Origin of the sequence: Oceanobacillus arenosus (assembly GCF_003369575.1) — a bacterium.
GTDB lineage: Bacteria > Bacillota > Bacilli > Bacillales > Amphibacillaceae > Oceanobacillus > Oceanobacillus arenosus.
In genome coordinates this window covers 166,824-188,094 of the sequence record NZ_PIOC01000012.1, presented here as the reverse complement: position 1 = coordinate 188,094, position 21,271 = coordinate 166,824, and the positions used below count along the sequence as shown (strand labels likewise).

Here is a 21,271-nt window from a genome sequence, read left to right as displayed (position 1 = left end):
AATATTGATGTATAAGAAATGAAATCACTACTGAATATTAAACCATAAGATCTAATCTTGAAATAGGATGGAGAGAATAATGAACAACGGATATTCGCAATCATCAAAGCATGAATGGCTAAAGTGGAGTTTATGGACGCTGCTTGTCCTTGCAATCGCTTGTATTATTTACGCGATATTTTTATATAATGATTTATATGATAGTAAAACAGCGGGGTTTGCTGATACAGAGAAGCAAATTTTGGCACAAACCGCGATAACGGACGTTGAAAAGATTGAACACTATAATGGGGACAGTCCTTACCATATCGTGTATGGAAAAAATGGAGATAATGAAGAGAAAATTATCTTCTACCCATTAAACGGCAACGAAAAGAATCTTACAACAATCGATACTTCCAGGATAATATCAGAGCAACAAATCTTGAATGCTTGGGAAAATCAATGCAGCAAATGTCAATTTGTACATATCAATCCAGCATTGGTCGATGGCGAGCCATTATGGGAAATCGCTTATTATAAAGACAATAAGTCAACGTATGTACTCGATTATTTATCGATGGATGATGCAAGCCGGATAGAGCAGCTTCATTTTTCAAAGCTTGTTAAGTAGCTGGGAACAGTTTTTTTAGGTAAATTGTTTGAATTTAACGGAACAGATAGTAATCCTACTCAATTGATGTATAATATACAAGAACCAGGATTAATTTGGAGCAGTTACATTTGGAAGCTGCAACAACGATTAAACGATTCATTTTAACTTATTAATTTACGTTTTACGGAGGTAATATTTTATGAAAACAACTATTTCACAGGTAGCGGACCACTTAGATCAGACCGTTACAATTGGAGCATGGCTTACAAATAAACGTTCAAGCGGTAAAATCGCTTTCCTTCAGTTACGCGATGGTACAGGCTTTATGCAAGGTGTCGTTGTTAAAAGCGATGTATCAGAAGAAACTTTCCAAACTGCGAAAGGATTAACACAAGAAACATCAATCTATATTACAGGAAAAATTGTAGAGGATACAAGATCGAAGTTCGGTTATGAAATGCAAGTATCTGAAATTGAAGTTATTCATGAATCCATTGATTATCCAATCACACCAAAGGAGCATGGAATAGAGTTTCTAATGGATCATCGCCATTTATGGTTACGATCAAAGAAGCAGCATGCAGTGATGAAAATCCGAAATGAGATCATTCGTTCCACTTATAATTTCTTCAACGAAAATGGTTATGTGAAAATTGATCCGCCAATACTAACTGGCTCATCTGCAGAAGGAACAACGGAGCTATTCCACACAAAGTATTTCGATGAAGAAGCATATTTATCACAAAGCGGTCAATTGTACATGGAAGCAGCTGCAATGGCATTTGGAAAAGTATTTTCTTTTGGACCGACATTCCGTGCAGAAAAATCGAAAACACGTCGCCATTTAATTGAATTTTGGATGATTGAACCGGAAATGGCATTTATGACACATGACGAAAGTTTAGAAGTCCAAGAAAACTATGTAAGCTATATCGTGAAATCGGTTCTTGACAACTGTCAGTTAGAGTTGGATATTTTAGAACGCGATGTAACAAAACTAGAAAAGATTACAGCACCATTCCCAAGAATCTCTTATGATGATGCAATTACATTATTAAAAGAAAAGGGCTTTACAGATATCGAGTGGGGCGAGGACTTTGGGGCACCACATGAAACAGCGATTGCCGAAAGTTTTGAAAAGCCTGTATTTATTACAAATTATCCTGCTGAAATTAAAGCATTTTATATGAAGCCAGATCCTGAAAGACCGGAAGTTGTACTATGTGCTGATTTAATTGCACCCGAGGGCTACGGTGAAATCATTGGTGGTTCTCAGCGCATCGATGATTTAGAATTAATGAAAGAGCGTTATGAACAACATGGATTAACAGGTCCTGAATATAAGTGGTATCAAGAGCTTAGACAATATGGCAGTGTTCCACATTCAGGATTTGGACTAGGATTAGAACGAACGGTTGCATGGTTATCCGGTGTTGATCATGTCCGTGAAACCATTCCATTCCCAAGATTATTAAATCGTCTATACCCATGATTTATCCCAAATTAACTGGCTGTAAGACCCCCCTTCAAGAATTCGAGAAAAAGCAAGAATTGTAAGTGGTGGCCGATATTACTCCCAATTAATGAAGTTTCCTTTATTAGAAATCAAAGTCGGTGAGTAGTATTGTTCTTTCTTACCAGCTGAGCATATAAAATCCCTTGGCAGTATTCGCAAGGGATTTTATTTTTTCTTTCATGATATACTTATAATGAGGTGTTTAAAAAGATGTCAAAATCAATTCCATTTCAAAAAATATTATTAAACCAATTACCAATTCCCATTAAATTGCTGACTAGCTACCATCACCTTGGATTAGATGAGAGGGAGGTAATGGTAATAATACATCTATTACGCTTTCTGCAAGCTAATAATGACTTTCCAACGCCATTTGAGCTTGCAGAACAGATGACAATTTCTGAAAAAGATTGTGCAAATATTCTCCGTAAGCTAATTCAGAAGGATTTTCTAGCAATTGAACAACAAGTAAATGATGTGCAGCAATTAAGTGAATCCTACGTACTCGACCCGCTTTGGGAGAAATTATATTCTCCCATCCCAGTCCCAGAAGAGCAAGCAGTGGGAACGATTTTTATTTTATTCGAGCAGGAGTTTGGTAGACCACTTTCTCCATTTGAAATCGAAACCATTAATGCATGGTTAGATGAAGATGAAATTGCACCCGCTTTAATCAAGGCAGGCCTACGTGAATCGGTCTTAATGGGCAAGCTGAATTTCAAGTATATTGACCGTATCCTAAGGGAATGGAAGAAGAAGGGTATTCATTCTGTTGAACAGGCCCGTGACGCTAGCAAGAATTTCCACAATAAACAAGTGATTAAACAAGATAATCAACAAAAGAGGGACACCTCCTTTTATTATAACTGGTTAGAAGGGGAAGAATAGAAGCATGTTAAATAAAAAGCAAATCAGATATTGTTTGGATGTAATGGCAGAAATGTTTCCCGATGCGAAGGGGGAATTAATCCATTCCAATCCATTCGAACTGGTAATTGCCGTCTTATTATCTGCACAATGTACAGACAAGCTTGTTAATAAGGTAACTGCCCATTTATTTCTAAAATACAAAGAACCAGAAGATTATCTGGCAGTATCATTAGAAGAATTGCAGCAGGATATTCGTTCAATAGGACTATATCGTACAAAGGCAAAGAACATCCAAAAGCTTTGCAAAGTATTAATTGATGAGTACAATGGAGAGGTTCCAAGGACAAAAGAAGAACTAATGACGCTTGCAGGTGTTGGAAGAAAAACAGCGAATGTTGTTGCCTCCATTGCTTTTGGTGAACCAGCAATTGCGGTAGATACACATGTTGAACGAGTTTCAAAAAGGCTGGGGATCTGCAGATGGAAAGATTCTGTAATAGAGGTAGAAGAAACCTTAATGCGAAAAGTGCCTCGGGAAGAGTGGAGCGTAACACACCACCGGATAATCTTTTTTGGCAGGTACCATTGCAAAGCTAGAAATCCTAATTGTCTTGAATGCCCATTACTCGAGCTATGTAGAGAAGGAAAAAAGCGAGTAAAGAATGTTTAATAACTACTAAATATTAATGAAGAGGTAACCTATATTGCAAGGTTACCTCTTCTCTTTGTTTGTACTTATCCTTCTATTATCAGCCTGTAGTTGTTTCTGTATCTTGCTCTGTTTCAGGATTAGTTTCTGGTTGCGGGTCTGGATTTGCCTCTGAATCGGGCTCTTGATCAGGGTTAGGCTCTGGGTCTGGTACTGGATCTAGCTCAGGTTCGGTTCCTGGATCTGGATTAGGATTAGGATTTTCATCCACGGGATTAGGGATAGTCAATGATGTACTCTCCGTGATACCTCTAACTCCTTCGTTCGCACCATTTTTGCCAATTGGTGTTACCGTAATCGTATAGTTCTGACCTGGTGAACCACCACTGATTTCAATACCCTTCGAATCTACCGTTTGTATTTGTCCATTAACAGACACTTCATAGGAAGCAGGTGGACCATTGTAATCCCATGTTACATCGATAATTGAGTTTTCCTCAATATACTGTGCAGATAAGCCGGAAACTCCTGGAAGTTCTTTTACCTTGCCCGATGTCTTCACTGTTGTCTTGGCAGCTTTACTTGTACTTGTACCATCATTAACAATGACCTCAATTACATATTCTGCATCCGACTCAACCTCTGATATATCCATTGACTTTTCTTTGGTTGAAGAAAGGTTTTGTTTTTCTCCGCCATTGACACTGGCACTCACATCGAATGTTATATCATCCCCTGAATCATATTGCCATTCAACATGGATTGCATTTGCATCCTCATCGTAGCTTGCTGTTAATCCACTAACAGGATCAAGTTGATTGAATTTCTTCGATGCTTTAGTAGGCTCAGTACCTTTAACGAATAACTCCGTAATAATTTCTGATGATGGCGTATATTTGCTAGGTAATGTTGCAGGGTTTGATCCTTTTTCTACTGCAACCTCAACAACAGAGTCTGGTTTTGCAAAATCTGCCGTATCGAGTCCTTGTGAAATAGTTTCCATTGTATTTTTGAAGAGGGCATGTGATATTTCCGTTGTTGGCATGACATCCCGTTTGCCTTCTTCATCTTTATAGTCGCCAGTCCACACCGCCATCGTATAGTTTGTCGTATATCCAGCCAACCAAGAATCAGGGCTTCCTGGTTTATCTGTTAAGTTCGTTGTACCTGTTTTAGCGGCTAGTGGTAATCCTGGAACATTAGCTTTATAACCAACACCTTCTGTTACTGCTGTTTTCAGCATATCCGTTATCATGTACGCGGTATAATCAGACATAACAGCCTCTGGCTCTGGTACTAGATCAACCACGCGTCCATCTGGAAATTCTACTTTTGTAACAGCGTATGGCTCATTATATATACCTTCATTACCAAATGCACGGTATGCACCAGCCAACTGCAATGGCGTTACTTCCGTTTCCGCTCCACCAATCGCATCTGTTAATTGCACTTGATCATTAGCAAAATTGATTCCTAAACTTTCAGCAAAGGTTTTCGCATTTTCGCTACCAACTTCTTCAAATGTTTTTACTGCTGGAACGTTTAATGATTGACTTAATGCATATCTTGCAGTTATCCACCCAGAATATTTACGATTCCAGTTATTGATGGTATGACCATTTGCTCCTGCAACTTCATATGGCTTATCGTCATTAATAAGATGATACGTCGACATTTTGTCATATTCAATCGCTGGACCATAATCAAGTATTGGTTTGATGGTCGAACCGGGTTGATAAGTCCCTTTGATAGCATAGTTGTATCCCAAATTACCATCATCATTTCTACTTCCACCGATTGCTTTTATTGCGCCGTTTTTTGTATCAAGGACGACCATACCTGCCTGCATTTCATCATCTGGATATGGAATCGGATTTTCTTCACTATCTGTTAATAAAAACTCCACATGATCCTGAATGCTTGGATCTAATGTCGTGTATATTTTTAGTCCATCAGAGTATATATCTGCACCATCTAGTTTATCTTTTACATCTTCATTTACTTGTTGAATAAAAGCTTCATATTTTGTTGAATCTGGCTGTTTTTCAACAAGTAGAGAAGGTATATCAACAGCTCTTGCTTCGTCCGCTTGTGCTTGTGTAATTTTTTCATGTCGTACCATCAGCGTTAATACAGTATCCATCCGTTCTTTTGTTAAATCCGGATTAATAAATGGGTCATATGCTGACGGTCTTTGTGGTAAACCAGCTAGAATTGCAGCTTGTGGCAACGTTAGGTTCTGTAAATCTGTAACCCCAAAGTAAGTTTCCGCAGCCTGACTAACACCATATGCTCCAGCGCCATAGTATATTTTATTTAAATACATTTCTAAAATTTCTTCTTTAGAATATTGACGTTCTAGTTTCAATGCTAACCATTGTTCCTGTACTTTTAGCTTTAATTCTTTGTCAGCTGTTAAAAATGACTTTTCCACTACTTGTTGTGTAATCGTACTCGCACCTTGAGAGCCAAAGCCATTCGTAATATTGGCAATGATTGCACCACCGATTCGCCGAAGATCAATACCATGGTGTTCAAAGAATCTAGCATCCTCTGTAGCCGTAACGGCATTAATTAACACCTCTGGCAAATCCTCAAAATTCACTTTTTTACGTTTTAGTGCACCGAGTTCTGCAAATTCATTACCATTCTGATCTACAAGAGATGATGAAAATGGATCAGACAATTGGGCAGCATCTATATCTGGTGCAGTAGCAACCCAATAGGCGAATAATCCACCAACACCAATGGCGATTACTAAAATGATAATCAAGCCTATTTGTAGAATTCTCTTCCAAATTGGTTTCCTTCTATTTTTTTTCTTCTTTTGTTGTCTTCTTGCTGTGCGAGTTTGGCCATTTTCTGCCATAGCTCTACACCTCCATCTCTAAAAATAAAGCTTATCAATAATTGATAAATAATCAACCCTTGCCTGATACTGCAAGGGAATATGAAAACCATCCTGTGTTATTGATTCATAGGGGATTGATTTTCTCCCTCCATTTAATTTATCATGCCAATAAGGAAAAAGCTTCTCTGCTTGCATATAATATGTTTCATCAAGTGCAGCAAAGCGTAGAAGTATGAAGCAAATACCGCCATGCTCTACAATTGATCGCATATGATTGATTTGATGTTCATGAATATTCGCCAATGGGAAAAGCGTCTTATTCTTTGTTTCCTTCGCTTCAAAATCAACATATTTCCCTCGGTATATGCCATTATAGTCTGTTGTTGATGCTTGTTTAAAATAAGCTTCCTTAATAACAGCAGCACTTCGTCTCGGGTAATCCACGTTGACAATTTGGACTGGTGTTGGTTTCTTATGAATGATAGCACGATTTACATCCAAGTAGAATTGATTTGTCGTATTTATATCATCCTCTAAGGACATCCCTCGATTGCTGAATGACTTATTTGCTCGTCCGGATGATGCCTTCTTTGATATGACTTTCTTTTGTCCATTCGGATAATTCATCTCGATTCCTCCTAGCATTCGTATCATATCAAAAAATACGATTCCTTTCATTATACATTATATAGCAAAGTGAAGAAAATCACATATTTGAACAATAAATGACGATAAAATTCAAAAATGGATTTGCTAATTTATAGCAAATCCATTTTGGCTAGATTATTTGATATACACCCTTTTAAGTTGAAGGACGGTTTGGCCCATTTAACTTTTTATCACCAATAACCGCTGAATCAGATATATTTCTTTCTTGTTTCTTTGATTGATTCTTCTTTTGTTTCAATTTTATTACCTCCTTTTACTATTATTATGTCTTAATTTAAAAAAATCATAAGTACCTACACTAGTTTTGTATATATTGTTCTAGTTTTGTCGAACGTGAAGGAGTATTAATATTTTTATCGAAATAGTAATTAACTAAATTGAATGAGGTGGGACTTATGTTTGCTGTTAAAGAATTAGATTCCTTCGTCAATGGGGTTAATAAAGAAGATGTTGAGTTATCATTAGAACGACTTTTAGATCAGATAAGAAGAATCGATCAAAAACTAAGAATGAAAACAGAAAATGAAATTAAGCATAACTTTCAACAACAACATAATAAAGTTCTAGCAATTGAAGCGATGCTAATCCAATTAAATAATGATAGATAAGATGCCCATCCACAAAATAATATGATAAAGTAAAGAATATGAATGATTTTTAGATAGAAGAAGGCGAATACATCATGGAATTATTAAAACAAACCGAAATCTTGAGAGAACATCTTGAATATTTACGGGATCTATTTGAACATAGTGATCCACCAGACAATGTGAAGGATCGCAGCTTTTTTGAAAAGGTAAAAGCGGGGACAACACCAATTTTCGAATTAACAGCAACCTGGGAAGAGGATGCACTTAAATTAGTGAAAGAAAAAAGGCTCACGGTCCATCCACAACAAATCACTTCTACGAAAGAGAATATGGAGTTACTGCTCATGCATAGCTATTATAAAGATGCCAGAAGAAAACGCTATATGGAGCTATATAACTCCGTAGTCTATATTTATGATCAATTGATTAGAGATTTATAAAGTGAAACTTCATTAAGTGGGGATAATATCCGCCCCACTTAATGTTAGTTGAACAGAATCGGGATTTTGATTTTCTGTTGATTCCCATTTACAATTCTTGATTTTTCTTGAATTCTTGAAGGTGGGTCTTACAGCCAATTAATCCGGGATAAACCTTTCATTGCTTTACAATTTTCCATTAATTTCTTATAATTTATAGTAATACAGTAGACTGAAGGGAACAATGATGACCATGAATAAGCTAATCGACGAAGCAATTAATATAAGAAAGAACGCTTATGTACCGTATTCGAAATTCCAGGTTGGTGCTGCACTATTAACGAAGTCAGGCAAGATTTATACAGGCTGTAACATTGAAAATGCAGCATACTCTGTAGCATGCTGTGCAGAACGTGTGACCATTTTTAAAGCATTATCTGAAGGGGAAACAGAGTTTGTCGAAATGGCAGTTGCTGCAGATACGAATCGCCCCGTACCACCATGTGGGTCATGTAGACAAGTGATGAGTGAATTCTTCGATAGTAAAATGAATATACACTTAACAAATACGAATAAAGAAACCAAAACATTTACAATGGAAGAACTATTACCATTTTCATTTAGCACCAATGATTTGCTCGGTGAGTAAATGTCAGATAGGATTGCTATATTAAGCTTACATTGGAGACTGATTTTCAGTTTCCTTTTTTAATGGTATAATAAAATGAGAAGCAAAGGTTATATTTAATTGTTGCAATAATAGTATAAATATTGATGGTTGATATGAAAAAGTGAATATTATGAGGTGAGAAGATGAGTAAACGCGCACAGTTAAATGGCAAAGCAATTCTTGAAAAAGATTTTAAAACAACCATGCGAGGGTATAATCAAGAGGAAGTAGATGAATTTCTAGATATCATCATTCAGGATTATGATGCATTTAATCAAGAAATAGTTCGGTTACAGCAGGAAATCGATAAACTTAAAAAGAGCACACCAGATCAGCCAACACGGACGAGAGTAGCTCAGCAAAATACCCAGGTTAATTACGACGTATTAAAGCGTTTATCCAATCTAGAAAAAGAAGTTTTTGGAAAAAAGTTTATTGATGCAGAAGAAGAAACCAACTAACATTTAGACGAAGGATTGTAAAGAAGGCAATAATATGATAATATAATCTAGGGTTAATATTAAATACTCATGTGATCGCTGCAGTTTATGCAGAGGAAAGTCCATGCTCACACAAACTGAGATGTTTGTAGTGTTCGTGCTTGATGAATTCATAAGTCAAGGTAACCAACAATGGTTAACGGCAGGAAATATTCCTAAGTCCTATTGGATATGGAATATTATACTTGAAAGTGCCACAGTGACGGAGCTGGAATGGAAACATTTCAGGTGGAACGAGGTAAACCCCGCGAGTGAGCAACCCAAATAATGGTAGGGGCATCCTTTAGTAGGGAATTCAACCGAAAGAGGGACAAGGAAATCCTTGTAGATAGATGATTGCAACCTAATGTACGAGGCATGACCACCGTTTGCAGTACGAAGGTACAGAACATGGCTTATCGAGTATTTAATTGGTCTCCTAAATTAATTCATTAGACCTTTTTATAGCAGCAGCTATAAAAAGGTTTTTTTATTTTTACTTGAATGTGATAAACTAGGACTACACTAAACCTAGTAACGAGAGGAATTCATATATGAAAAATATAACATTAATAGCAACAGCCGCTATGGGACTAGAATCTGTAGTTGCACAGGAAGTAAAACAGCTAGGCTATGAAGCAACGGTAGAGAATGGCAAGGTAATCTTTGATGCGCCGGTTTCAGCTATTCCACGCTGTAATCTATGGTTACGTACAGCGGACAGGGTAAAGATTCTTGTTGGGAAATTTAACGCAACCACCTTTGATGAATTATTCGAATCCACGAAGGCACTTCCATGGGAAGAATTTATCGCAGAGGATGGGCAATTCCCTGTATCTGGAAAATCCATTAAATCACAATTACACAGTGTTCCTGATTGCCAAAAGATTGTCAAAAAATCAATTGCTGAACGACTGAAGCTTAAATATGGTATGGTATCGAAAATGCCAGAGACAGGTGCATTATACAAAATTGAAGTCGCATTATTAAAGGACGAAGTAACGTTAACATTAGACACATCTGGCACTGGACTACATAAAAGAGGTTATCGTGTAGGACAGGGCGATGCACCTTTAAAAGAGACAATGGCTGCCGCACTCGTGTTGTTAACGAATTGGAAGGCAGAATACACATTTATTGACCCCTTCTGTGGATCTGGTACCATTCCAATTGAGGCTGCTCTAATTGGGCAAAACATTGCACCAGGTTTTAATCGTGATTTTGCCTCAGAGAACTGGAGTTTTATTCGTAATCAACATTGGCAAAAGGCGTTTGAGGAAGCAGAAGACCTTGCCAATTATGATCAAAAACTAGAAATCATTGGTTCCGACATCGATCATAATCTAATTAAAATTGCGAGTGATAATGCCATCGAAGCTGGATTGGGCGATTTAATTACATGGAAGCAAATGCAGGTGAAGGATCTATTCATTCGCAATGAAAACGGCTATATTGTCACAAATCCTCCTTATGGTGAGCGTCTAAGTGATAAGGAATCTGTTGCAGAGCTCTATAAAGATTTCGGGGTGATTATGAAAAACCATCCAACATGGAATATTTATGTCATCACTGCATTTGCAGCTTTTGAAAAGCAATTCGGCATGCAAGCAACAAAGAAACGAAAATTATTTAACGGCTTTATTGAGACAAATTACTATCAGTACTTTGGAGAAAAAGCATAACACTTTATATATCAAGTGGTGGGTTAAGACAAGAGAAATTTAAAAAAATGAAGTCTGGATTAAGAAAAAAGGTTGGAATCACAAGGTTATTAATAGGAAGAAAAAAGCCCTCACGTTTGTGGAGACCACTGAAGAACTTACGATTTTTCAAAGAAACGAAATATTTGTTATAAAAAAGACGACTCAAATTCATTTTTTTGAATTTAGAGTCGTCTTTTTTTGATTCATGTATACTATTTTGCTTATTTTTAATCCATTAGTTTTAATATTCTTCATTCCTTTATCTAGTTCTTACCTGTATCTTTTCAATCCTTCGGGCATTTATTTTTATTATTTAGATATTCAATTAAATCATTTATTCCAATAGGCTTTTGCTTCTTCCTCAAGTAGTTTTAATCTTTTGTAGTAATCAGGAAACTCGTTAAGATGGGCAAGTGCTATTTTCCCAGTAATAATAGGATTATCGTTTGTAACATTAGTTTCGCTGGATATTCTTCCATGTTCAAGCTCTGTATTTACTCCCATCCAAAACTCATTTAAATCAAACTTACTTTTAGCAAAATCAATACCTAAAAGTAAAGCAATCGCTTCTGCCTCCTCTTTAGAAAAAGACTTAACGCTAGTTTCAGATCGATTATTTCCATACAAAGTTGAACTTCGAATTATTGGATTCAGATATAGCGTGCAATAGCTATAACCGTTAGAAAAGTGGTAAACATACGGATTATTGTAGTACAAAACACATCTCCCCTAAACATTTAGTTACCAACAATATATGTTAATTACCTATTCATGAGCATGTCTTAACTAGCACCGCAATTTCAACATTTAGTCACCTTCTGGTTAAGCATTTCTACATATATTAAGAAGCATTGATATATCAATGCTTCTTAATATATAATAATGTTACTTGTGTTTATTAAAAACTATTATCAATATTTTGGAGAAATAGTTAAGGGGGAATAACTTTGAAACAAATCGAATCAATCGAACAGGATTTCCTGGAATTATTAAAAGAAATGGATAGCTACCGTGAAGTGATCGCGCTAGCACAATGGGATATGCGGACAAAGATTCCGAAAAATGGTGTGGAACAGCGTTCAGAGGTTGTTGGCTTCCTAGCACATAAACTGCATACTTTAGAGACTTCCGAGCAAATGAAGAGCTTTATCGATCGGCTAAAGGGTAAGACAACGAATGAAATTATTAAAAAAGCAGTGGAAGAATGCGAAGAAACTTATAATAAAAGCAGTAAGATTCCAAGCAATGAATTTAAAGAATATGTCATGCTTCAATCGAAATCAGAAGCTGTTTGGCAGGAGGCACGCGAGAAAGCAGATTTTGCTCTATTCCAGCCTTATTTAGAACAGCTGGTTGAATACAATAAGAAATTCGCAAACTACTGGGGTTATGAAGATAATGTTTATGATGCATTGTTGCATAACTTCGAACCTGGTGTGACAACAAAAATGCTTGACGGTGTTTTTTCCAAGTTAAGGACTTCATTAACAGACTTAGTCGAAAAGGTAAAAAGCAGTAAAGCGAAACCTGATCCGTCAGTTCTTAAGGGACATTTCCCTAAAGAGAAGCAGGAAGCTTTTTCGGTTGAAGTACTGAAACAAATTGGCTATGATTTTGATTCTGGAAGACTTGATGATACAATCCATCCATTCGAAATCACATTAAATGGCAGTGATGTTCGTATTACAACAAGATATGATGAAGAAGATTTCCGCATGGCAGTGTTTGGGATTATCCATGAAGGCGGGCATGCATTGTATGAACAGAATGTTAGTAAGGACTTAGCACGTACTCCGCTTGCAAGTGGAACTTCAATGGGAATACATGAATCACAGTCACTATTTTGGGAGAATTTAATCGGCAGAAGCAAGTCATTTTGGGAGCATTATTATGAATTATTCAGATCTTATGCACCTGATTCATTTAAGAATGTTTCATTGGATGAGTTTTACCGTTCCATTAATGAAGTAAAGCCATCGTTTATTCGAATTGAAGCAGATGAACTGACATACGCCCTGCATATAATGATTCGCTATGAATTAGAAAAAGGCTTAATTAATGGGGATATTGCAGTTAAGGATTTAACAGATTTATGGAATAAATTGATGGTAGAATATTTAGGAATTGAGCCTCCTTCAGACAGGGAAGGCGTGCTGCAGGATATTCACTGGGCAGGTGGAGATTTTGGTTATTTCCCTTCTTATGCTCTTGGATATATGTATGCTGCACAAATTCATCATACATTAGCAGATGAAATGAACATAGATAAATTGGTTGCATCTGGAAACTTTGCACCAATTCTTGAATGGCTGTCAAAGAATATTCATCAGTATGGAAAAATGAAGAAGCCATTAGAGATTATTGAAGATGTAACAAAAGAACAACTAAACCCTGATTATCTTGTAGAATATCTAACGAAGAAGTATACTGCAATCTATCAATAAAGTGAAACTTCATTAAGTGGGGGTCTTACAGCCAGTTAATTCGGGATAAAAAGAGTATTTTAAAAAGGCAGTGCTCCATTTTATAATGGGCACTGCCTTGTGCTATTTATTATTTTTCAACTACATTTGCAGCTTACGGGCCACATTCACCTTCCTCCAGTTGAATAAATCCATAGCCCATTAAAAAAGGCAACATCGATAGAAGAGTAGGACCTTAAGTTCATCCACAGAAGTTGCCTGTGTCATTAACGGATCCGTACTTCTTCTTTTCCTACTATCTAATTTATTTTAATTCTTTATACTAGTCAATGATTTTAACTTATTGTGATGATATCTACTTAATTAGTTGAACGATGGTAGCCTTATCATTATTATAGTTATTAAGAAGTAGACGAGGGGTGGGTATCAAATGAATGATAGAGAGAAACTAACGAGAATTAGAGAGTATGTTTTTCAGATATTCCATGATGATATAACTGGTCATGATTATTATCATATGAACCGGGTTGCACAGACAGCTGTGCAGATTGCAATGGACGAAGAAGCGGATTTATTTATATGTGAAGCGGCTGCACTGTTCCATGATGTTGGCGATGCGAAACTATTTGGGCATCCAGAAGAAAATGTGAAAGCAATGAATTCTTTTCTAAAATCTATTGGATTAACAGCGGAACAAATGGAAACCATTAATCAGATTATTACCGATGTTTCTTTTAGCAAAGGGGTGCAAGTTCCAGCTTCATTAGAGGGAAGAATTGTACAGGACTCAGACCGTATGGATGCCATCGGTGCTATTGGAATTGCTAGAACTTTTGCATATGGCGGTGCAAAACAGCAAATGATCCATCATCATACAGAGAAAAACACGTCAATCCAACATTTTTATGATAAGTTATTAAAGCTATATGATTTACTACATACAACAAAGGCAAAGGAAATGGCTATAAGTCGTCACCGGTTTATGGAGCGATATTTGGAGCAATTTTTTAAAGAATGGTAAAGCAAGTTAATTAATAATTAACGTTATGTTACAATAGGTGCATTATGCTTATTAATAGATAAATAAAATGAAGTAATGGAGGGAATAATCCCATGATTAAAGGTGAACAAGCTTACTTAAACCTGTGTAATTATATATTAGAAAATGCCGCAGTGAAAGACGATCGGACAAATACAGGAACATACTCTATATTCGGGCATCAAATGCGTTTTGATTTAAGCGAAGGGTTTCCACTATTAACTACTAAAAGAGTTCCCTTCCGCTTAGTCGCGTCGGAGCTTCTCTGGTTTATTAAAGGGGATACAAATATCCGTTATTTACTAGAGAATAACAATAATATCTGGAATGAATGGGCATTTGAACGATGGGTATCTAGTGATGATTATTCCGGTCCAGATATGACCAATTTTGGTATACGCAGTCAACAGGATCCTGAGTTTAACAAAGTTTATATGGAAGAAATGGATTGTTTTAAGGAGAAGGTCCTTGAAGATGCAGCATTCGCAGAAAAATATGGTGACCTTGGTTTTGTGTATGGGAAACAATGGCGAGACTGGAAAACCTCTCAAAATGAAAGTATTGACCAATTAAAGGATGTAATTGAATCGATTCGTACTAATCCTAATTCCCGCAGACATATCGTTTCGGCATGGAATCCGGAAGATATTCCAAGCATGGCGTTGCCACCATGTCACACCCTGTTCCAGTTCTATGTTGCTGACGGAAAATTATCCTGCCAATTGTATCAACGAAGTGCAGATGTATTCCTTGGAGTACCATTTAATATCGCGAGCTATGCATTACTCACACACCTAATTGCACATGAATGTGAATTAGAGGTAGGAGAATTTATTCATACATTGGGGGATGCGCATATTTACTCCAATCATCTGGAACAAATAAAAACCCAGTTAGCTAGAGAACCAAAAGCATTCCCACAAATTAAAATTAACAAAGAGAAAGCTTCCATTTTTGATTTTGAACTGTCGGATTTCGAACTGATTGGATATGATCCACATCCAGGAATTAAAGCACCAATCGCAGTATAAAAAAGTAAGAGGAGGAATATAGATGATCTCTTTATTAGTAGCTATGGATCGTAATCATGTTATCGGGATTAATAATCAGCTGCCATGGCGCCTGCCGAAAGACTTACGATTTTTTAAAGAAAAAACAACTGGAAATACAATTATCATGGGAAGAAAAACCTATGAATCCATGGGTGGGGCTTTACCTAATCGAAAGAATGTTGTATTAACGCGTCAAGACTATAAGTGCCCTGAAAATGTTGACGTAATAAATGAATTGTCGAAGATTCAGGAATGGGAGAAGCAGAACCCTAAGAATGAGTATTTTGTCATTGGTGGCGGAAATATATTTACACAAGTCATGCCGATTGCTGATCGAATGTATATTACATTCATTGACCATGATTTTGATGGTGATACATATTTTCCGACTTTTGCAGAAGGAGATTGGACGTTGACCTCTAAAGTAAAGGGTGATAAAGATGACAAAAATCCTTACGACTATTACTTCCTACAATATGATCGTAAAGGATAAGCGACTATATCGATCATTTTTATTTCAATAGTGCCAATAGAACTTGTTTTAAAGAAGATAAACATGTTACTATGTACTTGTATGATAATATTAATAATTATGTAATTTAGAACATTATCAGGTAAAGAAGGTGTACTTATGTTGAATAGTATAGGAATACCAGGATTAATCTTAATCTTAATCATTGCACTCGTTATTTTTGGTCCTAAAAAATTACCAGAAATCGGTAAGGCTGCTGGACAAACATTGCGTGAATTTAAGAACTCTGCTCGCGAGATAACAAGCGATGCAAAAGAAGAAATAGATGAGGCAAAAGGAATCGTTAATCAGAAAGAAATTAAATAATCTTGGAGTGATGATATGCTTAATAGTATTGGAGTACCAGGATTAATCTTAATTTTGATCGTTGCTTTAGTTGTTTTTGGACCTTCTAAGCTGCCGGAAATAGGCAAATCGTTTGGTACTTCTTTAAGAGAATTCAAAAATGCTGCAAAAGACATTGTTGATGACGATAAAAAATAAGAATAAATAAAAATAGAACGACAATGAAGGTGTGAGGGGTCATTAAACCTTACATCTTCTTTTCTGCTTTAATCCTAAGGGGTGTTAATGAATGGAAGAGGATAGAAAAGTAACGGTTGACGAAAAGGAAATGGATTTCGTCGGTCATTTATCTGAGCTTAGAAATCGATTGATTGTAACCGCAATATTATTTATAATCCTATTTATTGTTGGTTTTATCTATGTAGAAGAAATTTACGCGTTCTTTGTTAAAGATTTGGAATTCAAACTAACAGCAATCGGGCCAAGTGAAATTATTTGGATTTATTTCTCAATGGCTGGGCTAATTGCAATAGTCGGAAGTATCCCTATTTTAACATATCAAATCTGGGCATTTGTTAAACCTGGACTAACAGCGTGGGAACAACGCGCAACTCTAGCATATATTCCTGCCACATTTATCTTATTTATAGTTGGATTAATATTCGGATACTTAATGTTTACCAAGTCACTCATCCCATTCTTACTTTCTTTAAATAATGGAATGTTTGAAATCATGTTTACGATTGACAAATATTTCAAGTTTCTAATGCAAGTAACAATACCTATTGCAGTCCTTTTTGAGCTACCAATTGTAGTTATGTTCTTAACTAGTATCGGAATTCTTACACCAAAGTTTTTAGAGAAAAATAGGAGATATGCATATTTTGCATTGGTTGTTGTTAGTACCATTATCACGCCAGCTCCTGATTTTATCTTGCCATTAATTATTTCGATACCACTTATTTTAATTTATGAAGTTAGTATCCAATTAGCGAAAAGAATCTACCGAAAAAAACTACAAAAGCATGAAGAAATAATGAGCGAGGAGAGTATTTAAGCGGGGTGAAAAAATGCGTACATTTTATCAATTTCTAATGACATATCGAGGGAAAATAAAAGCGGATGACTATAGCAGATTAGCTGACTGGGCATTTTTTGATTCTAGTTTTCCTAAATATTCAAAGGATTATCATGAAATAAGTAATTATTTAGAGTGGAATAGCCCATTCTCGAATGCTCTAGTGACATTTGATGCATTATGGGACATCTATCAAAAATAAAAGAATATAATAAGAATAAATGGCTCTGGATTCATATTTCAGGGCCATTTATTCTACTATAAGCGATGTTATTTGCTGAAAGGGAATGATGTGTCTTTCATTGTCATCCGTTTGCAAAATAATACTCTTTCTAAACTGATCCAACTTAGTAATTACGCCTGATAAATGGGATATCGTCGCATTTTGATAGCTGGTGAGTGTAACAGCACTCCCTGAATGATATGCATTCATCATATCATTATGAATGATTTCGATTTGCTGTTGGTCAAGCACAGGCTTTTGGACTTTTTCATCTTCCTTCCATAATTCTTTTAACATTTCTACATGTTCTGGCAACATTAAAGATGACCATTTTATTGTACCTCTATCCTTTGCCATGTTTATCACCTCAATTACATTATATACGAACGTAGGTTCTTTATCCAACTTAAACAGTTTATCTTATTGTTCTAATCTTTTATTAGCCTGCATACACCCTTTGTATTTAGCAAAATTAATTTAAACCGACCTATGTATAGACACCATGTGTTAGTTGTAATGCAAGTGGCATCAGTGATGAAGGGCTTAAGGAAGTTGTTGATGGTATAGAGATAAAAACATGGCTAACCGGTAAAGTAAGTGATGTTGTTCATGAAGGCTTAAATCTTGATCCTGTAGTAAATATTCCAATTTTCAATCGTATTTGTAAGTTGAATAAACGAGATTTAATGGCGATTTACTATCTCCTTGAGAAAAATAATTAAATAGGAATGATTAAGACAAGCAATATTATAATCCAGAACTAGATATTAGTCTGTGATGAATACTCAATTGCTATTACTTGGAGAAGCTTGTTGGCATAATAGAATATAGAGAGTCCACTAAAGCCTTATGGATCAAGGGACAAACCAATTCAAACAAACGTTTGATTTAATAACTGATAATTCACTTTTCCGAATACAATGGGATTATAAAAAAACAAAAAATGTCTAATTTCATCATTATCTGCAAATAAAAGTTTTATTTGTTGATTTTTGCGCTTACCCGGGAAATATAAATGGTGGGGAATTTTACTTTATAATTGCAAAGAGAACCTTTGCCCAAACACTTTCTATATATTTACGTACAATATCCTATACTGCATTTAACGATATAAGGGGAGAGTACTATGTTTCCAGGAAACAGACGAGATCAATTTCCAATGCCAATGAATCGTGGAACAAATAATTTCAGATTTCCGAATCAAGGTTTTACTCAGCAACCCGGGCGGGGTATAGGAGCAGGCTTATTACAGCGATTTTTACCACAACAAGCTCAGGCTGCAACGATAGCAAGTAAAGGAGCGGGTGGGTTAACGAATACATTAAATAATGTCCAGCAGGTGTTAAGGGTCGTTCAATCGACTGCGCCACTCGTACAAGAATATGGGCCGATGGTCAAAAACCTTCCTGCAATGTATCGAATGATGAAGGCATTTAAAAATTTTGATATGACTGATGAGGGTACTGAAGAAAAAACGAAAGTAAGTGATGAAAAACAGGCTGTTTCATCTAAAAACACTCAAAATACAGACATAATTGAAAGGTTAGAAACCAAACAGGGGAGTGGAAAATCTACACCAAAACTGTATATCTAAGCGAATAATAAACATACTACTTGATTTTTAAATCAAAAAAGGGAAAAATAGATATAATCAATACAGTATTGGAGGAATTAATAAATGGCAACGGATTATGAACTTGCAACATTTGCTGGTGGATGCTTTTGGTGTATGGTCGAGCCTTTTGATACAAGACCTGGAATTGAAAGTGTTGTGTCTGGGTATACCGGTGGAACAGTTGAAAACCCGACATATGAACAAGTTTGTTCCAATACAACAGGACATGTAGAAGCAGTACAAATCAAATTTGATCCTTTGATTATGTCATATGAACAGCTTGTTCAAACATTTTGGCAACAGATTGATCCAACAGATCCAGGTGGTCAATTCCACGATAGAGGGGAGTCCTATCAAACCGCAATTTTCTATCATAATGAACAACAAAAGAAAATTGCAGAGGATTCCAAAGAAAAGTTAGGAGCAAGTGGGAAGTTTAACAAACCAATTGCTACAAAAATATTGCCTGCAGCAGCGTTCTATCCTGCTGAAGATGAGCATCAGGACTATTATAAAAAACAAGCCTTTCATTATCGTTCATATAAAAAAGGATCTGGAAGGGAAGACTTTATTAAATCAAATCAAAAGATGCCAATAGACAAATCAAAATTGAAAGAAGAATTAACACCAATCCAATACATTGTAACACAAGAAAACGGTACAGAAAGACCGTTCCAAAACGAATATTGGGATAATGCAAAAGAAGGCATCTACGTAGATCTAATTTCAAGAGAAGCACTATTCGCCTCAACCGATCAATACGATGCGGGCTGTGGTTGGCCAAGCTTTACAAAACCAATAGACAGCTACCAACTAGAAGAAAAGACAGATACAACGCATGGCATGGTCCGTACAGAAGTAAGAAGTAAAGTAGCGGACTCACATCTTGGTCATGTCTTTGAGGATGGACCAGTTGAAGCGGGTGGTCTTCGCTATTGTATGAATTCTGCTGCAATGGAGTTCATTCCAAAAGAGGAAATGGAAGAAAAAGGGTATGGAAATTATTTACGTTTATTTAAATAAGGGAATTAACAATAGTAATATTATGTAAACTTATAAAATGGAGTGGATTTATAGATGATTCATCTAGATTGGGAAAACAGAGAAACGATTAAACAAATTGAATGTGTTCATGCAGATGCAAAGAAATTTATAGTTAATCATAAATTAACACCAGGAAAGAAATATGACGTTAAAAATGAATCGGATGAATTCTATTTTATCGTTGATAACAGCAATCGAATTGGTGGATTCTTAAAAGATTATTTCAAGGAAATATAAGATCTAGCAGATAACAGGGAAATTCTCCTGTTATCTTTATGTAAACCTTTGTTAATAGAGATTATTCTTTGTGTAAATACTTATTAGATGTATAATAAATATACAATTTCTAATATAGTGAAACTACTTAAATCTCAAAAAAGGAATGATCGATTTGAAAAAAATATATTTTGTTCGTCATTGTTCTGCTGATGGGCAGCATAAAGATTCTCCTTTAACAAAAGATGGAATTATGCAAGCACAACTTCTTGCGGATTTTTTTCAAGAACAAAATATCACATTTGATCAAATTATTTCTAGCCCCTATTTAAGGGCTATTGAAAGCATTAAACCTTTTGCAGAAAAAGTGGGAATTACCATTGATATTGACAATCGTTTAGAGGAACGTATACTTAGCGACGAGCCTATCGAAGACTGGTTGGAAGAATTAGAGTACTCCTTTAATGATTATACTTACGCTTTACATGGTGGAGAATCTGCTAATGCTGCAATCAGCCGTGCGAACGAGGTATTAACGCCAATAATAAGGGGAAATAGGGCAACAAGCGCAATCATTATTAGTCATGGAAATCTATTAGCATTATTGTTTAGTCAATTCGACAAGCACTTTGGATTTAATCAATGGAAAGAGCTAGGAAGTCCTGATATATACGCACTAGCATACAATGATGATGTTATTTCATTTGAACATGTATGGAATAGTAAGTGAACGATTCTCCTTTTATTTTTTCA

The 21,271-nt window shown here is 35.9% G+C and carries 26 protein-coding genes, 1 other RNA gene and 1 pseudogene; 23 read left to right on the top strand and 5 right to left on the bottom strand.

From position 1 onward, the window contains the following. Positions 1 to 79 precede the first annotated feature (79 nt). The 4 genes from CWR48_RS07895 (at position 80) to nth (ending at position 3,651) form a co-directional block, all read left to right on the top strand. Entirely contained in the window at positions 80 to 613 is a 534-nt protein-coding gene (locus tag CWR48_RS07895; RefSeq protein ID WP_115772699.1) for a cell wall elongation regulator TseB-like domain-containing protein, read from the top strand. Between the two features lie 181 nt (positions 614 to 794). Further along, complete coding sequence (asnS, locus tag CWR48_RS07890; RefSeq protein ID WP_115772698.1) at positions 795 to 2,087, top strand: asparagine--tRNA ligase; 1,293 nt, start codon at positions 795 to 797, stop codon at positions 2,085 to 2,087. Positions 2,088 to 2,321: 234 nt separating this feature from the next. Next, positions 2,322 to 2,999, top strand: coding sequence for a DnaD domain-containing protein (locus CWR48_RS07885; protein WP_115772697.1), 678 nt, complete (start codon positions 2,322 to 2,324; stop codon positions 2,997 to 2,999). 4 nt (positions 3,000 to 3,003) lie between these two features. Further along, positions 3,004 to 3,651 carry an endonuclease III gene (gene nth, locus CWR48_RS07880; RefSeq protein WP_115772696.1) on the top strand — a complete coding sequence of 216 codons (648 nt, stop codon included), beginning with the start codon at positions 3,004 to 3,006 and terminating at the stop codon, positions 3,649 to 3,651. A 79-nt stretch (positions 3,652 to 3,730) separates the two neighbouring features. On the opposite strand, the gene CWR48_RS07875 is transcribed toward nth, so the two are convergent. The 3 genes from CWR48_RS07875 to CWR48_RS20590 all read right to left on the bottom strand — a co-directional run bounded on the left by CWR48_RS07875 (position 3,731) and on the right by CWR48_RS20590 (position 7,388). Next, complete coding sequence (locus CWR48_RS07875; protein ID WP_115772695.1) at positions 3,731 to 6,499, bottom strand: PBP1A family penicillin-binding protein; 2,769 nt, start codon at positions 6,497 to 6,499, stop codon at positions 3,731 to 3,733. 18 nt (positions 6,500 to 6,517) lie between these two features. Then, positions 6,518 to 7,108 (bottom strand): Holliday junction resolvase RecU, encoded by a 591-nt coding sequence (gene recU, locus CWR48_RS07870; protein ID WP_115772694.1) that lies wholly within the window; start codon positions 7,106 to 7,108, stop codon positions 6,518 to 6,520. A gap of 175 nt (positions 7,109 to 7,283) precedes the next feature. After that, positions 7,284 to 7,388 (bottom strand): spore protein, encoded by a 105-nt coding sequence (locus CWR48_RS20590; protein ID WP_245976761.1) that lies wholly within the window; start codon positions 7,386 to 7,388, stop codon positions 7,284 to 7,286. 157 nt (positions 7,389 to 7,545) lie between these two features. Here CWR48_RS20590 and CWR48_RS07865 point away from each other — a divergent pair, with 157 nt between their 5' ends. From CWR48_RS07865 to CWR48_RS07840, 6 genes are all read left to right on the top strand, one after another. After that, positions 7,546 to 7,758 (top strand): hypothetical protein, encoded by a 213-nt coding sequence (locus tag CWR48_RS07865; RefSeq protein WP_115772693.1) that lies wholly within the window; start codon positions 7,546 to 7,548, stop codon positions 7,756 to 7,758. A 74-nt stretch (positions 7,759 to 7,832) separates the two neighbouring features. Further along, complete coding sequence (locus CWR48_RS07860; protein WP_115772692.1) at positions 7,833 to 8,180, top strand: DUF1798 family protein; 348 nt, start codon at positions 7,833 to 7,835, stop codon at positions 8,178 to 8,180. Positions 8,181 to 8,406: 226 nt separating this feature from the next. After that, complete coding sequence (locus CWR48_RS07855; protein ID WP_115772691.1) at positions 8,407 to 8,808, top strand: cytidine deaminase; 402 nt, start codon at positions 8,407 to 8,409, stop codon at positions 8,806 to 8,808. A 164-nt stretch (positions 8,809 to 8,972) separates the two neighbouring features. Continuing rightward, entirely contained in the window at positions 8,973 to 9,290 is a 318-nt protein-coding gene (gene gpsB / locus CWR48_RS07850) for a cell division regulator GpsB (RefSeq protein ID WP_115772690.1), read from the top strand. A gap of 63 nt (positions 9,291 to 9,353) precedes the next feature. Beyond that, positions 9,354 to 9,732, top strand: an RNA gene (rnpB, locus tag CWR48_RS07845) — RNase P RNA component class B. A 130-nt stretch (positions 9,733 to 9,862) separates the two neighbouring features. Next, entirely contained in the window at positions 9,863 to 10,990 is a 1,128-nt protein-coding gene (locus CWR48_RS07840) for a THUMP domain-containing class I SAM-dependent RNA methyltransferase (protein WP_115772689.1), read from the top strand. A gap of 351 nt (positions 10,991 to 11,341) precedes the next feature. Here CWR48_RS07840 and CWR48_RS07835 read toward each other — a convergent pair whose 3' ends face one another. Continuing rightward, a complete protein-coding gene (locus tag CWR48_RS07835; protein WP_211316725.1) occupies positions 11,342 to 11,728 on the bottom strand; it encodes a DUF5661 family protein in 387 nt (128 codons plus the stop codon). Positions 11,729 to 11,967: 239 nt separating this feature from the next. Here CWR48_RS07835 and CWR48_RS07830 point away from each other — a divergent pair, with 239 nt between their 5' ends. The 8 genes from CWR48_RS07830 to CWR48_RS07795 all read left to right on the top strand — a co-directional run bounded on the left by CWR48_RS07830 (position 11,968) and on the right by CWR48_RS07795 (position 17,622). Continuing rightward, positions 11,968 to 13,455, top strand: coding sequence for a carboxypeptidase M32 (locus CWR48_RS07830; RefSeq protein WP_425453887.1), 1,488 nt, complete (start codon positions 11,968 to 11,970; stop codon positions 13,453 to 13,455). 409 nt (positions 13,456 to 13,864) lie between these two features. Then, positions 13,865 to 14,455 (top strand): HD domain-containing protein, encoded by a 591-nt coding sequence (locus tag CWR48_RS07825; RefSeq protein WP_115772687.1) that lies wholly within the window; start codon positions 13,865 to 13,867, stop codon positions 14,453 to 14,455. Between the two features lie 92 nt (positions 14,456 to 14,547). Next, positions 14,548 to 15,504, top strand: coding sequence for a thymidylate synthase (locus CWR48_RS07820; protein ID WP_115772686.1), 957 nt, complete (start codon positions 14,548 to 14,550; stop codon positions 15,502 to 15,504). 22 nt (positions 15,505 to 15,526) lie between these two features. After that, positions 15,527 to 16,018 (top strand): dihydrofolate reductase, encoded by a 492-nt coding sequence (locus tag CWR48_RS07815; RefSeq protein WP_115772685.1) that lies wholly within the window; start codon positions 15,527 to 15,529, stop codon positions 16,016 to 16,018. Between the two features lie 138 nt (positions 16,019 to 16,156). Then, complete coding sequence (gene tatA, locus CWR48_RS07810; RefSeq protein WP_115772684.1) at positions 16,157 to 16,363, top strand: twin-arginine translocase TatA/TatE family subunit; 207 nt, start codon at positions 16,157 to 16,159, stop codon at positions 16,361 to 16,363. A 15-nt stretch (positions 16,364 to 16,378) separates the two neighbouring features. Then, complete coding sequence (locus CWR48_RS07805; protein ID WP_115772683.1) at positions 16,379 to 16,540, top strand: twin-arginine translocase TatA/TatE family subunit; 162 nt, start codon at positions 16,379 to 16,381, stop codon at positions 16,538 to 16,540. Between the two features lie 91 nt (positions 16,541 to 16,631). Next, entirely contained in the window at positions 16,632 to 17,399 is a 768-nt protein-coding gene (gene tatC / locus CWR48_RS07800) for a twin-arginine translocase subunit TatC (RefSeq protein WP_115772682.1), read from the top strand. A 13-nt stretch (positions 17,400 to 17,412) separates the two neighbouring features. After that, positions 17,413 to 17,622: a YozE family protein gene (locus tag CWR48_RS07795; protein ID WP_115772681.1), complete on the top strand. Its 210-nt coding sequence runs from the start codon at positions 17,413 to 17,415 to the stop codon at positions 17,620 to 17,622. A gap of 48 nt (positions 17,623 to 17,670) precedes the next feature. On the opposite strand, the gene CWR48_RS07790 is transcribed toward CWR48_RS07795, so the two are convergent. Further along, positions 17,671 to 18,000 (bottom strand): YolD-like family protein, encoded by a 330-nt coding sequence (locus tag CWR48_RS07790; protein WP_115772680.1) that lies wholly within the window; start codon positions 17,998 to 18,000, stop codon positions 17,671 to 17,673. A gap of 143 nt (positions 18,001 to 18,143) precedes the next feature. On the opposite strand from CWR48_RS07790, the pseudogene CWR48_RS20800 reads away from it, so the two are divergent. The 5 genes and pseudogenes from CWR48_RS20800 to CWR48_RS07770 form a co-directional block, all read left to right on the top strand. After that, positions 18,144 to 18,365, top strand: a pseudogene (locus CWR48_RS20800) (ABC transporter); the annotation flags it as partial. A 404-nt stretch (positions 18,366 to 18,769) separates the two neighbouring features. Further along, entirely contained in the window at positions 18,770 to 19,237 is a 468-nt protein-coding gene (gene vrrA, locus CWR48_RS07785; RefSeq protein WP_115772679.1) for a VrrA/YqfQ family protein, read from the top strand. Between the two features lie 84 nt (positions 19,238 to 19,321). After that, positions 19,322 to 20,281 carry a peptide-methionine (S)-S-oxide reductase MsrA gene (gene msrA, locus CWR48_RS07780; RefSeq protein WP_115772678.1) on the top strand — a complete coding sequence of 320 codons (960 nt, stop codon included), beginning with the start codon at positions 19,322 to 19,324 and terminating at the stop codon, positions 20,279 to 20,281. Between the two features lie 54 nt (positions 20,282 to 20,335). After that, on the top strand, positions 20,336 to 20,539 hold the full coding sequence (locus tag CWR48_RS07775; protein WP_115772677.1) for a DUF6501 family protein: 204 nt from the start codon (positions 20,336 to 20,338) through the stop codon (positions 20,537 to 20,539). Positions 20,540 to 20,693: 154 nt separating this feature from the next. Then, a complete protein-coding gene (locus CWR48_RS07770) occupies positions 20,694 to 21,248 on the top strand; it encodes a histidine phosphatase family protein (protein ID WP_115772676.1) in 555 nt (184 codons plus the stop codon). Positions 21,249 to 21,271: the final 23 nt, after the last annotated feature.